Raw genomic sequence first — 15,816 nt, 5'->3', positions numbered from 1 at the left:
TCCAGGTTCACCACGCGCAGACCATCGGCGATGGTCTGCAGGACGAAGTTGGCACCGATGAAACCGGCTCCGCCGGTGACCAGCAGTATCTTCATGTATCACTCCAATTTGATCCCAAGTATTCTGTCATACAGGGGTATGGAGTGGCATAACCCCATGGTTCCGGTTAGCTGCGGGCGTTCATGTCAAGTGTGCCGAGCGCCTGAGGCCGAAGTGTGTGGGTCCGGTTTTCTGCACGTCGCGTCGCGATGAGATGATTGTTCCAGGCATACCTGAGGTGGTTGTGTCGGTACGTTCCCTGAAAGCACTTCATCCGATGTTGAGAGGTTTTCTCATGCGGACCTTGTCAAGTCCGCGTTGGGCCGGAATCCGGCACGGAATTCCGTTGCCGATCCGGCAATGGGTTCGTGGCAGGCTGGAAAGGCCGATCAGGCATGACCTGGGCTTCAGGCGAACCAGCGAATGGGGCAGCGACACGCCGACGGTTGCCGACGTGGGGTCCGGTCATGAGCCGCCGAACGTCGCGGCGGCGCACGGGGTCAATCTCCATGGGTATCTTTCCCGCTGGCTGGGTCTTGGGCAATGCGCGCGACTCTATGCGAATGCCATGCTGGCCACGAAGTATCCGGTTTCGTTGTACGACGTGGACATCGATATCCCGCATCCGCGGCATGACCGCACGCTGGCCGCCCATCTGGGCACGGCTTCTCCGTACCGGTGTGATCTGATCTTTGTCAACCCGGATCATTGGGCGGACACCTTGCTGAGTGCCGGTATCTCGACAGCTCGGGGTCGTTATGTGATCGGCTACTGGTTCTGGGAGTTGGAGAACTTCCCCGAGGACTGGCGGCTGGCCATCGATCAGGTCGATGAAATCATGGTTTCGTCCGCCTTTGTCGAACAGGCGATGCGGCGGATCTGCAACAAGCCGGTGACGCGCGTGCCGCTGCCGTTGGTGCCGGGGACGAATGACAGCAGCCTGCAACGCCACCATTTCGGCTTGCGTGACGACGATTACGTCTTTTTCTGCTCTTTCGATTTCAATTCGACCGTCGCCAGAAAGAATCCGCAAGCGGCCATTGATGCCTTTTGCAAGGCATTTCCGCGTGGAGACGAGAAGGTCTCGTTGCTGATCAAGTCCAGCAATGGAAACCGCAACACTGCTCTGCTGATCCAGTTGCTGGGAGCCGTCGCACGCGATGCGCGCATCCAGCTGCGCGACGACTTGCTTGAGCGTCATCATCTTCAGTCATTGCATCGTTGCATCGACGTCTATGTTTCGCTGCATCGTTGCGAGGGCTTCGGGCTGGGTATGGCCGAGGCAATGTGTCTGGGCAAGGCGGTGGTGGCGACAGGCTATTCGGGCAACCTGGAATTCATGACGCCGGCGAACAGCTGTCTGGTGGATTACAGGATGATTCCCGTACAGCGGGGCGAGTATCCCTACGCGGACGGTCAGCAATGGGCCGATCCCGACCCGCGACATGCTGCGCAATACATGCGCGCCCTCTATCAGGATCGTGCGCTGGGAAGCCGCCTGGGGGCACAGGCGAAACGCGACATGGCCAGCAACTTCTCGGTCGAGGCCTGCATGTCGGTGCTGACCCGGCGCCTGGGCCAGATCGATGACGAACTGCAGGGCATTGCATGATGATGCCGTCCGCTTCCGCGACTCTCCGATGGATTTTCTGACATGACGAACAAGACGGAAGGCCTGTCGCCGGCCAGCGCCATTCGCACTGATGCATCGGTACCGGCTGCGGGCATCGACTGGCGGCTGCTGGCGGACCAGCGGCTGGCGCGGCTGGTGGAGATCGAGCATGACCACAGCGTCATGCGTGATCGATTGGCGTTGCTGCAGGTGGACTATCGCGAAATGCTTGTCGCCAGCGATCAACGGCTGCGGCGCCTGGCCGAACAGGACCGGGAGCGCGTGGAACTGGAGCGGCGTCTGGCCGAACTGGCAAGGGAGCACGCACGCATGCATGCGTCTTTCGTCGAGAGCCGCTCCTGGCGCCTGACGAGGCCACTGCGACTGGTATCCACCTGGCGCAGGGAGGGTCGCCATCGTCCCGGGAACCTCGCTCGTGCGATGTTGCGCGTGCCGCTTTTCCGGCGTGCCGCCAGGCGGGTCGTGCGCCTTGTTCCAGGCCTGCACGCACGCCTGCGCTCACGCCTGTATCCGCAGGCCGCCGGTAACGACCACGGAAACGTCCATTGAACGGATACGGAACGCCGCGATGAAGATCGTGCTGGATCTCCAGGGCGCGCAATCGCACAGTCGGCATCGGGGCATCGGGCGTTACACGCTGTCGATGGCAAAGGCTTTCGCGGTCGAAGCGGCTCGGCACGAGTTGTGGCTGGCGCTGAACGGGCGCCAGGATGAAAGTTCGCTCAGCATCATCGAGCAGTTCGACGGGCTGATCCCGCGCGAGCGCATGCTGATCAATGAACTGCCCGCCGGCATTGCGGCCTGTCAGCCAGGCAACCAGCGGCGCGTGCAGATGGCCAGGGTCGCCCACGCGGGCTTTCTCGGCGGACTGAGCGCGGACTGCATCTGGCACAGCAGCCTGTTCGAAGGCTGGGGCGATGATTCGACGGCGGCGCTGGGCAGCGGTATCGACGATCATCGGCATGTAGCCACCCTGTACGACCTGATCCCGCTGCTGAATCCCGCGCAGCACCTGCACGACGCCGCCTACCGGCGCTGGTACTACCAGCGGCTGGGCCTGCTCAAGCGCTGCGGTTTGCTGCTGGCGATTTCCGAATCGTCGCGGCGTGAGGCCATCGACGCATTGCAGCTGCGGGCGGAGGATGTGGCCGTGGTATCCGGTGCCCCCGATCCTGTGTTCCGGCCCATACCGATCGATGCCGCCTGCCGGGCCCGCTGGCAGCATGACTGGGGCCTGCGACCGGACTTCGTGCTGTATGCGGGAGGTTACGACGCGCACAAGAATGTGGACACGTTGATCGCCGCGTTCGCCGAACTTCCTGCCAGCGTCGTGCAGCGGCATCAACTGGTGCTTGCCGGTCGATGCGACCCGGTGACGGTGGGTCGGTTGCGCCAGGTTGCACACGGGCATCGCCTGGCTGCCGATCGACTGGTTTTCACCGGGACCCTGGCGGATGAGGAACTGGCACGACTGTATTCAGGCTGCACCTTGTTCGTTGCACCTTCGCTGCACGAAGGGCTCGGCCTGCCCCCGCTCGAGGCGATGGCGTGCGGCGCCGCGGTGATCGGCTCGAACGCCGCCAGCTTGCCTGAGGTGATCGGGCGCGGGGATGCATTATTCGATCCGCGCAGTCGCAGCTCGATTGCGGCCAAGTTGCAGGCCGTGCTGACCGGGGATGGTCATCTCCAAAGCCTGCGAACGCATGCCAGCGTGCAGACGCGTCAGTTCAGCTGGCCGGTCAGTGCGCGCAAGGCACTGGCGGCCATCGAGAACCATGTGGAAAACAAGGCAAAGTCACGAGGCGGGCGGTGCGCGCGCCCGCGACTGATCTACGTGTCGCCGTTGCCGCCGGTGCGGTCGGGTATCGCCGATTACAGCGCCCGTCTGCTGCGTGAGCTGGCCTGCCATTACGAGATCGACGTGGTGGTCGATCAGCCCGTGGTGACTGATCCGTGGGTGCTGGCCAGTTTCCCCGTTCGTTCGCTGCAATGGTTTGTGGACCATGCGGCCGATGATCGGGTGCTGTACCACTTCGGCAATTCGCCGTTCCATGCACACATGTTCGGCATGCTGCAGCGGCACCCCGGCGTGGTGGTGTTGCACGATTCGTGGCTGGGCGCGGCGAGAAACTGGATGGCACACGACGCCGGCGAGCCCGCGGCCTTCCTGCGCCTGCTGCATGACAATCATGGTCATGCCGCGTTGCTGCACGACCTGCGTCATGGCCGCCCTTCGACGCTCGATACCTGGCCGGTCAACCGGGACGTGATCGAGCGGGCGCTTGGCCTGATCGTGCACTCGCATTACGCCGTGAAGCAGGCGCGTCTGCATTATGGTGCGGCTGCCGCGGACAAGTTCGTCGTGGTGCCATTTCCGAAGCAGCGCACCTACGGCGATCGTCGGCTGGCGCGGCGCCTGCTGGGCATCGGGCCGGATGACTTCGTGGTGTGCAGCTTCGGCATGCTGGCACCGACGAAGTTGAACCATCGCCTGCTCGAGGCGTGGTTGCAATCCACGCTGGCGAGCGACAATCGCTGCCGACTGGTTTTTGTCGGGGAGAACCACGGCGGGGAGTATGGTCGGACGCTGAGCTCGGCCATGAGTGCCGCCGCTGGCGGCGAACGTATCCACATCACCGGTTTTGTCAGCGCCGACAGCTATGCCGACTATCTGGCCGCCACCGACATCGTGGTGCAGCTGCGTACCGACTCCCGCGGCGAGACTTCGGCCGCAATTTTCGATGCGCTTGCCCATGGCTTGCCGCTGATCGTCAACGCCCACGGCACAGCGACGGAGTTGCCCGAAGCCGCGGTGCTTCGACTTGCCGACCAGTTCAGTGATGCCGAGCTGGTCTCCGCCCTGCAGGAGCTGAGGGACGAGGCCGAGTCACGTGCGCGGCTCGCCGCCGAAGCGGCCCGCGTGATCGGGCAGCAGCACCATCCGGCCGAAGTGGCAGGGCGCTATCGCGAGGCGATCGAGGCCTTCCACCAGCGCTCGCCGGGGGCCGGACAACAGCGCCTGCTGGAAGGCCTGGCGCGCACGGACGCCGGATTTGCCATGGACGCTCCGGCTCGACGGGAATTGCAGCAGGCCCTGGTTGCGAACCAGCCCTTGGTGGATCGACCGCGACTGTATGTCGACGTTACCGCCACTGCCGGCAACGACCTGCACACGGGTATCGAGCGCGTGGTGCACGGCGTGCTGTCGGCACTGCTGCAGCGTCCGCAGGCGCAGTACCGGATCGAACCGGTCCGGCTGGAAAACGGCAGCTATCGCCGCGCCACCGGTTACGCCCTGAAGGTGCTTGGACACCCGCCGCTCGAGCTGCCCGAAGATCCGGTACAGCCGCGGGCCGGTGACGTCCTGCTCGGGCTCGACTGGGTCGCCGATGCGTTGCCGGCGAACACCGCCTTGCTCGACGCCTGGCGGGTGCGTGGCGTGCGCATGCTGTTCGTGGTCTACGACCTGCTGCCGGTACGCCAACCGGGCTGGTTTCCGGAGGGCATCGCGGATATGCACGGACGCTGGCTGCAATGCATCGGCCGATACGCAGACGCCCTGCTGTGCATATCGCAGTTTGTCGCTGACGATGTACGCCGGTGGTTCGACGAGCATCCACCCTTGCGGTGTGACGTCTTGGCACTTGGCTATTTTTATCCGGGCAACGACCCGGGCGCGGCACGTCCGAGCAAGGGGTTGCCAGCGGACGCCGCGCAGGTGCTGGCGCGCTTCCGCACGTCGCCGGTTTTCCTGATGGTCGGCACGATCGAGCCACGCAAGGGGCACGCGCTCGTGCTGGAGGCGTTCGAACGACTGTGGGCCGATGGCATCGATGCCTCCCTGGTAGTGGTCGGCCGGCAAGGCTGGATGTCCGACGCGCTGGCTGCACGCATGCGCTCGCACGCACGGGCTGGAACCGGCCTGATCTGGCTGGAACATGCCAGCGACGAGTATCTGGAACAGATCTACGACGGCGCACGCGCGCTGGTGGCAGCCTCGGAGGCCGAGGGCTTCGGCTTGCCGTTGGTCGAAGCGGCGCGGCGCGGCCTACCGGTGATAGCGCGCGACATTCCGGTATTCCGCGAGGTGTCATCGCAGTTTGCCACTTTCTTCGACGGCGGACGTTTGGACAGCCTGGTCCAGGCATTGCGGCAGGCGGCAACCGCGGATCAGGCCGGGCGGACTCCGGATGCCGATGCCGTACTCAGTTGGCAGGATACGACCGGACGGCTGTGGGACATGCTGCTCGATGCCAGGCATCTGCAATGGTTGCCACCTTGGCGACCGGACACGCATCCTGCCGACAGTTGATGCAACTCACGAGACGGTGATCCATCGCTTGGACAGACGCCGGCTTGCCCGTAGCATGTCCGTACCCAACCGTACGCAGGAAACCGCATGAAGGCAGCGTTGATCACGGGCATCACCGGACAGGACGGTGCCTATCTGGCGGAACTTCTGCTGCACAAGGGCTACCGGGTGGTGGGAGCCTACCGTCGCACCAGCTCGACCAATTTCTGGCGCATCGAGGAACTGGGCATCCTGGGCCACCCGCAGCTGGAGCTGGTTGAGTTCGACCTCACCGACATGGGTGCGGCGATTCGCCTGCTGCAGAAGTACCAGGTCAGCGAGATCTACAACCTGGCCGCGCAGAGTTTCGTCGGCGTGTCGTTCGACCAACCGGTGACGACGACGCAGATCAGCGGCGTCGGGGCCTTGCATCTGCTTGAGGCGATTCGCGTGGTCGATCCATCGATCCGCTTTTACCAGGCATCCACCTCGGAGATGTTCGGCAAGGTGCGGTCGGTTCCGCAATCCGAGGACACGGCGTTCCATCCGCGCAGCCCCTACGGCGTGGCCAAGCTTTATGCGCACTGGATCACGGTGAATTATCGCGAATCCTACGGCCTGTTTGGCGCCAGCGGCATCCTGTTCAACCACGAGTCGCCGCTGCGCGGGCGCGAGTTCGTCACGCGCAAGATCACCGATGCGGCAGCGAAGATCCGGCTGGGCAAACTCGACGTGCTGGAACTGGGCAATCTGGACGCACAGCGCGACTGGGGCTACGCGAAGGAATACGTCGACGGCATGTGGCGCATGTTGCAGGCCGAGACCCCCGAAACCTGCGTGCTGGCCACCGGGCGTACCGAAACGGTACGCAATTTCGCCACCATGGCGTTTGCGGCCGTGGACATCGAACTGGCATGGGAGGGTACGGAAGCCGATGAGCACGGCGTGGATGCACGAACCGGGAAGACTCTGGTTCGGATCAATCCGCGTCACTACCGGCCGGCAGAGGTCGACCTGCTGATCGGCGATGCGAGCAAGGCCCGTGCCGCATTGGGCTGGTCGGCGCAGACGTCGCTCGAATCACTGTGTCGGATGATGGTCGAGGCCGATCTGCGCAGGAACCAGCATGGCTTCTCCTTCTGAGACAGTGCCGCGGCGGGTGCTGGTCACCGGCCGCGACGGCTTCACCGGCCGCTACGTGGCGGAGGAGCTCGAACGTGCCGGCTACGAGGTCTGCGGCCTGAATGCGCACGGCGGGCGTGTCGATCTGCTCGATGCCGCGGCGGTGCAGGCGGCGGTGGCGGGAATCCGCCCGTGGGCGGTGATCCACCTGGCGGCGATCGCGTTTGTCGCCCACGGCGACGTGGACTCGCTCTACCGGACCAACATCGTCGGCACGCGCCATTTGCTCGCTGCGCTGGCCGAGCTGCCGGCTGCGCCATCGATCGTGGTACTGGCCAGCAGCGCCAACGTGTACGGCCAGGCCGCGGGGCAGACCGGCAAGCTCGATGAAAGCGTGCCGGCGGCGCCGGCGAATGATTACGCAGTGAGCAAGCTGGCGATGGAATACATGGCGCGAACCTGGTCCGACCGCCTTCCCCTGGTGTTTACCCGACCCTTCAACTACACCGGCGTGGGCCAGGACGAACGTTTTCTGATTCCGAAAATCGTCACCCATTTCCGTCGTGGCGAAGAGATCGTCGAGCTGGGCAACCTCGATGTCTGGCGGGAGTTCATGGACGTGCGGACGGTCGCCTGGACGTACCGCCGTTTGCTGGAAACATGCGGCGAAGGCGACACCTTCAATATCTGCACGGGCAACAGCCATTCGTTGCGCGAGGTGGTCGCGATGATGGAGGACATCGCCGGTCATGCAATCGAGGTCCGGGTGAATCCGGCCTTCGTGCGCGCCAACGAGGTGCAATGTCTTGTTGGCGATCCAGCCCGGTTGCAGAGGCGCATTGGCCCATTTCCGCAGCGGGTTTTACGAGAGACCTTGCGCTGGATGTATGGCGCTTGATGCCATGTCATGGCGTGTGATCGTCACGTCAGCGCCAAGCCAGCTGCTGCCCACGAAGTCCTCCTTGTCCGTATTGAATACATGAAAGATTAATGCGTTGTCGCGCCACTCGAAGTTCTTGTCCACATGAGAGTCCTCACGAGACAGCGACAATGAAACGGAATAACTGCCCTTGCCAAGCCGCGCCGGAAAGCTGAAGCAGTAAGTGGCTTCCTCTCCCGCGGCCAGATCTTCCAGGGGCTGTTCGAGGCGGTGCGTATTGATTCCATAGATCGCTTGGCCGAGGCGATCCTTGACCAGGAAACCGAGTACCAACCGCGGCAATGCCGAGTTCACTCTTACACGAACTTGCAGGCGAAGTGGTTCGCCAACCTCCACGGTATCGGCGGGACGATCGTGCTGGTTGAGCAGGCGCACATCGACAATGCTGGCCTCACCCGATCCGGATATGGTGGTAACCCGGCCGTCGGCGAGGGTTTTCTGCTGGATCCGGTGGTGGTTTTGTTCGGCCATCATGGCGTTGTAGTAATCCAGTACGTCGACGGGTAATCCCTGCATGCGGATGCGACCAGCGTCCATCAGGATGGCGCGGTCGCAGACAGTCTGGATGGCATAGCGATCGTGCGAAACGATCAGCAAGGTGGTGCCCTCGCGCCGGAACTCGCGGATGCGCTCGAAACTCTTGTGCTGGAAGTACGAGTCGCCCACCGAGAGTGCCTCATCGACAATCAGGATATCCGGTCGCTGGGCGGTCGCCACGCTGAAGGCCAGCCGCATTTGCATGCCGCTGGAATAAGTGCGCACCGGCTGGTCGACGTATTCGCCAATCTCGGCAAAGGCCTCGATGTGCGGCATCAGCTGGGCAATCTCTTCCAGCGACAGCCCCAGCAACTGGCCACCCATCACCGCGTTCTGCCGTCCTGTGAAATCGGGATGGAAACCCATGCCAAGCTCCAGCATGGCAGCCACGCGCCCGCCAATCGTGATCTCGCCGCAACTGGGGCGCACGGTGCCGGCGAGCATCTTCAGCAGAGTGCTCTTGCCGGCACCGTTGGCGCCGACGATACCCACCGCCTCGCCGGCGTGCAGATGGAAGTCGATGTCCTTCAGCACCCAGTGCTCGATGTGGCGCGGCTTGCCGGCAGGCAAAATCCACTCGGCCAATCGCGACCACTGCCCCGGATATTGCTTGTAGGCCTTGCCCAGGCCACTGACGCGGACGTCGCCCATCAGAGTTCGTCCACCATTTCACCCGCCCGACGGCGGAACAGCGTGAGTGCCACCACGCACAGTCCCGCGGCCAGAACGGCAGCGGGCCAGATGGTGGACCACGATGGAGCCAGTCCATATACGAAGATGCCCTGGTAGGCCTGCGCCAGCGGGGTCATCGGGTTGAGCTTCATCCATGGTCTGACCGACGCTGGCAAGGTAGCGGTGGAATAGATGATCGGGGTGAACCAGAACCAGAATTGCAGCAGGATGTTGACGAACTGGCCGACGTCCCGAAAAAAGACATTGAGCACGCCGGCGATGATGCCCAGCCCGGTGGCAAATGCAATCTGCACCAGCAGGACCGGTATCGCGTACAGGATGACCCAGCCCGGAAGGCTGTGGGTGACTGCCAGAAAAGCCAGGAAGATCGAGAAGGTGATCGCGAAGTTCACCACGGCGTTGATCACCGTGATCGCGGGCAGGCAGATGCGCGGGAAGTTCAGCTTCTTGATCATGTTCCCGTTGTCCAGGAACACCGTCTGCCCACGTTGCAGGATCTCGCCGAACAGTCCCCAGGTCAGCAGACCGGCGCACAGGAAGATGCTGTACGCGTAGGGACTGTCGATGCCGGGCAGGCGCGTGCGCATCAGTTCGGAGAACACTACGGTATAGACCGTGATCATGGCCAGCGGCTGCAACACGGTCCATGCTGCGCCCAGCAGCGAGTTGCGATAGCGCGCCTGGAACTCGCGCTTGACGCTGCCCATGATGAAGCCGCGATAGCGCCACAGGGTGCGGGTGAGGGCGAGGCTCATGAGGCGGCCACGCGGTCAATCGGTTGCTGGCGGACGTGGGAGGGCCGGATCTGAATCATGGCTTGCGCGCAACGATAACCTGGCTCTTGGGCATGAATTGATCCAGTTGCTGTTTGAGCTGGGTGCCTTGCGGCAGCGCCAGAATGGCACGCCAGGACTCGGTCCAGTGATCCAGCGCCGGATGGCTGGGTTTGCCCAGATCCACCTCGCAGGCCCAGAACAGCGCCCACCAGATCGACCAGAAAAACCCGTATTGGGTGTGTTCCTCGATGATCAGCCCGGCATGCGTCACCATGTCGGCAAACTCGGAGCGCTCGATGATACGGACGTGGTTCGGCTTCTGGAAGTAACTCGACGGTGCCACATGCTTCTGCAGGTTCTCCTGCAGGGCGCCCGGTACGGTCAGCAGATAGAGCGCGCCCGGCTTGCCGATGCGCACGAGCTCGGACAGCAATTGCCGTGGATCGTCCACGTGTTCGAGTACCTCGGTGCACAGCACTCGGTTGGCCACCGCGTTGGCCAGCGGCAGCGGATTGCCGTTGCTGACATGGCTGGCATGGCCGCCCGGGCAGCCTTCCGCCAGGCGTGACTCGATCGCGGCGATCACTTGCGGGTCGATGTCGACCACGGTGACGTGGGCCCCGCGCCGCGCACAGAACATGCTGGCACCGCCGTCGCCGCAGCCCACGTCGACCACCGAATCACCGGGTCCGATCGGAATGCCGCGAAAAACCTCGTTGGTGCTGTTCTGGAACCAGCCGCTGAGCACTGCATCATGCAGGCCAACGCCGGCGGCGCCGGACAAGTCGACGACCTCCACTGGCTGACCAGCAGGTGCAGGCGCTCCGGCCTGCTCCGGAGGTGGCGCCAGGCCTAGCAGCTTTTTGGTGAGATCCGACATGGTTTCTCCGTCGATGGTGGCGTGTGGTGGACGTATCAAGCTTGTCAGCGGGTGGGTCAACCGTTGCAGGCAATACGGCTCATGCACCGGGATCGATGTTGCTGCTGTCTGGGTAGGCCCGCGAAACCACCAGGGCCTGGCGACTGGTCCGGCGCTGCCTGAAGCGATCCGCGATGCGTCTGCCGCGCAGGCGCAGTGGCTGTTCAAGGTAGCGGTAATTCAGATCGGCCAGCAACGCAATCAGGCCGCATGCCAGCACGGTCATCAGCCATGCGGACGGATGCGCGGGTGAGCCTTGCGCCGTGCCCAGCCGAAAGCAGATTTCGCGCAGCAGGAAATACACGGGAACGTGAATCAGATAGATCGCATAGGAGCGGGCCCCGATCCACACCAGCAGATTCTTGCACCAGCCGGTCGGCAGCAGATAGTCGCGGTCGTACGAGGCCAGCCAGACCAGCGCGGCGGAGAGTACGGCAATGGCACTGATGCGGAAGCGCCAGTCGCCAAGATCGCCCGAGGCGAGCATCGCCATGGTCGCCAGCAGCACGAGCGGCAGCACGCTGCGCAGCCAGTGCAGGCGCAGCAGGAAACGCGGGCTCAATTTTTCATAGCCGGCGCGGGGCGCGGCGATTGCCAGCAATACGCCGAGCGCCAGTGCGTCGGTACGCACGGACATCAGCACGGGGGTGCGAAACAGGCACAACTGCAGCAGGACGATGCCGACCATGAGCAGGCCAATGCGTCGATGCAGCGCAAGCGCCAGCAACGGCAGCAGCAGATAGAACTGCTCTTCCAGCGACAGGCTCCAGTAGACGAAGCTGGTGCCGTATTCGTAGCGGAAGAATGCATCGGCAAAGCGGAAATTCGCGACGTTGAAGATGCCGGCCAGGGTCGCCATCAGATTGGCATGGACGCTGCCGAACGCCCCGCTGTGATTGAACGCGACCACAGCCAGCATGATCAGGCCAAGCCATAGCCACGCGGACGGCAGCAGGCGCCAGAAACGGCGGATCCAGAACGCACCGATCACGCCGACCTGTTCGTCCCGGTCGCCGCGGCTGGTGCTCATCTGGGGCAAAAAGCTGCGGGCAATGACGAACCCGGAAATGGCCAGGAAAAGATCCACGCCGAACCAGAAATCCGCGCGATGGAAGAGTTTGTCGATCCACGCCAGTCTCGGATGGAACAAATTTCCCTGCATGTGGTGGAAGACCACGCCGATGACCGCGACCGCGCGCAGGCATTCGATGTCCAGGTTGCGCCGCGCACCAAGCACTTGGCGCTCAGACGGAATCGACATGGCGCGCATCCGGAGTGTTCACCAGCGTGACCGAAAGTCGCGCATTGACGAATTGCTGCAGTCGCGGTCGCACCACTTCCATCGAGCAGTAATGCTGCAGCGCCATCGTGGCCGCAGCACTCATCGCGGCGTAGACCTCCGGCTCGTGCCGCGCGACTTGGTAACTGCAACGGTAGGCACGGACCAGGGCTTGGTAGTGGACGCGCTGGCGTAGTGTGCGAAATACCTGGCGTTGGTCATGCGGCCAGGTTCCCGGTTCGGGGCTCGAATCGACGATGAAGGCATTTTCCGGCGTGAGATAGTCGAGCATGGCAGTATGGCGAGGGGCCACCGCAGGCTTGCCGGCGGACATGTATTCCATCAATGGCAGGCACTGACCTTCACCGTGGGACGTGTTCACCGCATAAGTGGTGGAACGCAACAAGGTGTTGTATTCCGCAGGCGGGAGGTAGGCATGGAGCAGCACCACGCGACACGCGAGCGATCCCATCTTGTAGATCGCCTCGAGCATGTTCGGGATCAGGTCACGCGGATCATGATGGGTCAACTTGATCAACAAGGTGGCATCCGCCTTGTCGCGCAGGGCGTCGCAGAAGCCGGTGATCATCTCCATCCAGTTCTTGCGCCCGTCGTGCGGGTTGTAGATGGACGTGTAGATCACGCCGTCCAGGACAAGATTCTGCTCACCGGCACGCTCGGGCATCGGCAGGAGGTCTGGCAGGGCCGCCTCGATCAGGCTCATCCGATACGCGCCGAGATCGGTATGGCGACTGTCCACCAGCAGACTGTTCGCGGGTAATCGCAACTGTCCGGCACTGCCGGCGCGCAGTGTCTGCATGCGATTCCACAGCGGTGCGGGCACCGAACACACGGGGAAATCCAGTCCGAGTGCGTCATGCACGCGCTCGACGGTGAAACTCGAGTGGGTCAAGGCGAATCCAAGTTTACCCAGTACCCGTGTCCAGTCGTTGCGCGGCTTGCCGCCGAAGGCCTCATTCGGCGGCGTATCGTATTCCCACGCGAACACCGGGATGGTGGGGCAGGCCAGCCCGAACGGCACTTTGTTTGGCGGCAGGAAGCACAGGAAAACGCACGACTCGCCGTCCCGCTGGCAGTCCGCGTAGATGGCGTCGACCTCGTGTTCCGGGTCGGTCACTTCGATGATCGTGCCCAGTTCCTGCAGCAGCGGCCGGAATTCTTCCACCACGAAACGGTAGCTGTACTCGGGGCGCCCGAGTTGGTGGCGCAGGTCACCGCCGGGCGTGCTGGTATGGATGATGATGATCACGATTCGATCGGCGTCGGCTTTTTCAATACGCTGGGCGCGGAGGTTCCGGACCGCTCCTGCGTGGGCAGCCAAGGACACAGGAACCCGCGCAGCTGCGACTTCACCGCGTCCTCGCCGCAATACGCCAGCATCGCCTCCCGCGCGCGACGTGACATCTGCCGGTAACGTCCCGGGTCATGCATGGCGATCTGGTGACTCTGGCGATAGGCCTGCATCAGCGAGTGCCAATCCAGCTGATGGCAACTGGTGCGGTGGGACTCGTTGTCACCGTGCGGCCATGGCTTGGGCAGGCCGGGATAGCTCGCCACCACAAACGCCAGATCATCCTGGATGTAGTCCGCCATCGCCGTGTTGTCGGGGGCAATGGCTGGCACTCCGGCAGCGAGAAACTCCATTAACGGAAGACACAAGCCTTCGCACAATGACGCGTTCACGTAATAGCTGGTGGCATCCAGCAGGGCGGCATAGTCCTGGTCTGACAGGTAACCGTTGATGGCGATGACCCGGCACCGGAAGGGCGACAACTTGCTGAGCAGCATCAGTAGCTGGTGGTGGTGGAAGGTCAGCTCGGTGCCGGTCAGCTTGAGGATGAGGGTGGCGTCCGCGGTATCCCGGAACGCCCAGCAGAACGCGGTGAGCATATCTTCCCAGTTCTTGCGCCCGGCGGAGGGAGTCAGCACCGAGGTGTAGACCACGCCGCGCAGGCGTATGCGTATCTGTGCGGCGGCAGGCAAGTCCCAGCCACAAATGGCAGGCTCCGATTCATCCGGCGCACACGGCTCGGCCGCTGGCGCTGGCATGTCAGCGGCGTTGCCGTTCTGGCAGGCGAGGGATCCGGGCAACGCAGCGTCGTCGCCTGGATCGAAAGGGGTTCCGTCTTCCTCTTCGAGGCAAAGCAGGCCATTCGGATCGAGCCCCATTTTGGCGCTGTCGGCCACGCTGGCGTGAACTCTCAGCAGGGTATCCTCCGGACTCGGCAACGACCGGTCGCTGACCTGCGCGATCGCCAGTGGCGAGGGAATCGCCACGATCGGATAGTCACGCCCCATGCTGCGCTTGACCGCGTCCACCGTGTGGTTGGACAACGTGATGGCTCGGCCCGTTCGCGCCAGCACCTGTCGCCAGTCGTGCCTGGGGTCACCCTGCCAGCAGTTTTCCTCGATCCGCCCCGGAATGTCGGGATACTCCCACGCAAAAACCGGAATCGTGGGGCATTCAAGATCCAGCGGAGTCTTGTGCGGCGGGGCAAACGACAGCAGTACGCAAGCTTCGCCGTTATCGAGACATTGTGCGTGGATCGGATCCGCCTGTTCAGGATCCTGCAGATGGATCACTTCGCCCAACTGCGCAAGCACACCGCTGAAGGCGCGCAGCAGGAAAAAGTAGCTGTAGTCGGGAGTGCCAAGCCGTTCCCGGATGGTGAGCTGATCGACTTTCGCGTGGAGAAGGAATTTCATCTGATTCCGGTCAACGGCGGTGGCCCATGCCAGTCACGAATGCCATTCCCTGCATGTTGCCGCACTATCGGCGCAGGTGGAACATTCGACGGCAGCGGGTCGACGGAGGGAGTCAAGAAAAATGAACAGACCTAGCTTCCGCGTTTCGGGGGTACGGGGCAAACGGGTAAGATAACAGTCTTTTATGACTTGCCCTGATCAAGTCCGGATGATCCGCGAATGAAAAAGTCGAACTCCAGCGTTCCCCACGGCCTCGGCACCCGCGCCATCCACGCCGGCCAGCATCCTGATCCCAGCACCGGCGCGATCATGACGCCGATCTACGCGACCTCGACCTACGTGCAGAAGAGTCCCGGCGTGCACCAGGGCTACGAGTATTCGCGCACGCAGAACCCGACCCGGATGGCGTATGAGCGCTGCGTGGCGGATCTGGAAGGCGGCGTCGCCGGCTTCGCCTTCGCGTCGGGACTGGCCGCCGCGGCGACCGTGCTGGACCTGCTCGATTCGGGCAGCCACGTGATCGCGATGGACGACCTGTACGGCGGCACCTACCGCCTGTTCGAGAAGGTGCGCCGGCGCTCGGCGGGGCTGGACTTCAGCTTCGTCGACCTGAATGACACCGCGGCGATGAAGGCGGCGCTGAAGCCGAACACCAGGATGATCTGGGCGGAAACGCCGACCAACCCGATGCTGAAGCTGGTTGACCTGGGCAAGGTTGCCGCATTCGCCAAGAAGCATGGCCTGATCCTGGTGGTCGACAACACGTTCTGCTCGCCGATGGTGCAGCGGCCGCTGGAATACGGCGCCGACCTGGTGCTGCATTCGGCCACCAAGTACCTCAACGGCCATTCGGACATGGT

The 15,816-nt window shown here is 63.2% G+C and carries 13 protein-coding genes; 7 read left to right on the top strand and 6 right to left on the bottom strand.

The features are described 5' to 3' along the window. Positions 1 to 334: 334 nt before the first annotated feature. The 5 genes from VFN25_RS13070 (at position 335) to VFN25_RS13050 (ending at position 7,983) form a co-directional block, all read left to right on the top strand. Positions 335 to 1,651: a glycosyltransferase gene (locus VFN25_RS13070; RefSeq protein ID WP_325142605.1), complete on the top strand. Its 1,317-nt coding sequence runs from the start codon at positions 335 to 337 to the stop codon at positions 1,649 to 1,651. 42 nt (positions 1,652 to 1,693) lie between these two features. Further along, positions 1,694 to 2,221, top strand: a complete 528-nt coding sequence (locus VFN25_RS13065) for a hypothetical protein (protein ID WP_325142603.1) — start codon at positions 1,694 to 1,696, stop codon at positions 2,219 to 2,221. A gap of 19 nt (positions 2,222 to 2,240) precedes the next feature. Beyond that, entirely contained in the window at positions 2,241 to 5,984 is a 3,744-nt protein-coding gene (locus tag VFN25_RS13060) for a glycosyltransferase (protein ID WP_325142601.1), read from the top strand. A gap of 87 nt (positions 5,985 to 6,071) precedes the next feature. Then, positions 6,072 to 7,106, top strand: a complete 1,035-nt coding sequence (gmd, locus tag VFN25_RS13055; protein WP_325142599.1) for a GDP-mannose 4,6-dehydratase — start codon at positions 6,072 to 6,074, stop codon at positions 7,104 to 7,106. Then, positions 7,090 to 7,983: a GDP-mannose 4,6-dehydratase gene (locus VFN25_RS13050; protein WP_325142597.1), complete on the top strand. Its 894-nt coding sequence runs from the start codon at positions 7,090 to 7,092 to the stop codon at positions 7,981 to 7,983. Before gmd ends, VFN25_RS13050 begins: the two co-directional genes overlap by 17 nt. Here the strand turns inward: VFN25_RS13050 and VFN25_RS13045 are convergent. The 6 genes from VFN25_RS13045 to VFN25_RS13020 all read right to left on the bottom strand — a co-directional run bounded on the left by VFN25_RS13045 (position 7,948) and on the right by VFN25_RS13020 (position 14,842). Beyond that, complete coding sequence (locus VFN25_RS13045; RefSeq protein WP_325142595.1) at positions 7,948 to 9,213, bottom strand: ABC transporter ATP-binding protein; 1,266 nt, start codon at positions 9,211 to 9,213, stop codon at positions 7,948 to 7,950. The two genes, VFN25_RS13050 and VFN25_RS13045, sit on opposite strands and share 36 nt — an antisense overlap. Beyond that, positions 9,213 to 10,010 carry an ABC transporter permease gene (locus VFN25_RS13040; RefSeq protein WP_325142593.1) on the bottom strand — a complete coding sequence of 266 codons (798 nt, stop codon included), beginning with the start codon at positions 10,008 to 10,010 and terminating at the stop codon, positions 9,213 to 9,215. The genes VFN25_RS13045 and VFN25_RS13040 overlap by 1 nt, the downstream gene beginning before the upstream one ends. A 55-nt stretch (positions 10,011 to 10,065) precedes the next feature. Beyond that, on the bottom strand, positions 10,066 to 10,911 hold the full coding sequence (locus tag VFN25_RS13035) for a class I SAM-dependent methyltransferase (protein ID WP_325142591.1): 846 nt from the start codon (positions 10,909 to 10,911) through the stop codon (positions 10,066 to 10,068). A gap of 79 nt (positions 10,912 to 10,990) precedes the next feature. After that, positions 10,991 to 12,211 carry an acyltransferase gene (locus VFN25_RS13030; protein WP_325142589.1) on the bottom strand — a complete coding sequence of 407 codons (1,221 nt, stop codon included), beginning with the start codon at positions 12,209 to 12,211 and terminating at the stop codon, positions 10,991 to 10,993. Further along, the gene (locus VFN25_RS13025) at positions 12,195 to 13,499 is read right to left on the bottom strand and encodes a glycosyltransferase (protein WP_325142586.1); all 1,305 of its coding nucleotides are present in this window, start codon (positions 13,497 to 13,499) and stop codon (positions 12,195 to 12,197) included. The genes VFN25_RS13030 and VFN25_RS13025 overlap by 17 nt, the downstream gene beginning before the upstream one ends. Beyond that, the gene (locus tag VFN25_RS13020; protein WP_325142584.1) at positions 13,496 to 14,842 is read right to left on the bottom strand and encodes a glycosyltransferase; all 1,347 of its coding nucleotides are present in this window, start codon (positions 14,840 to 14,842) and stop codon (positions 13,496 to 13,498) included. Before VFN25_RS13020 ends, VFN25_RS13025 begins: the two co-directional genes overlap by 4 nt. Between VFN25_RS13020 and VFN25_RS13015 the strand changes: the two genes are divergently transcribed. Both VFN25_RS13015 and VFN25_RS13010 read left to right on the top strand, forming a co-directional pair. Beyond that, positions 14,825 to 15,091, top strand: a complete 267-nt coding sequence (locus VFN25_RS13015) for a hypothetical protein (protein ID WP_325142582.1) — start codon at positions 14,825 to 14,827, stop codon at positions 15,089 to 15,091. The genes VFN25_RS13020 and VFN25_RS13015 overlap by 18 nt on opposite strands. An 84-nt stretch (positions 15,092 to 15,175) precedes the next feature. Further along, on the top strand, positions 15,176 to 15,816 hold a 641-nt coding region (locus tag VFN25_RS13010), incomplete at its 3' end, for a trans-sulfuration enzyme family protein (protein ID WP_325142580.1).

The organism is Dokdonella sp. (assembly GCF_035703485.1).
Taxonomy (GTDB): domain Bacteria; phylum Pseudomonadota; class Gammaproteobacteria; order Xanthomonadales; family Rhodanobacteraceae; genus Dokdonella.
Note: the sequence above shows the minus strand (reverse complement) of the source record. Positions and strands in the feature narration are given on the sequence as shown.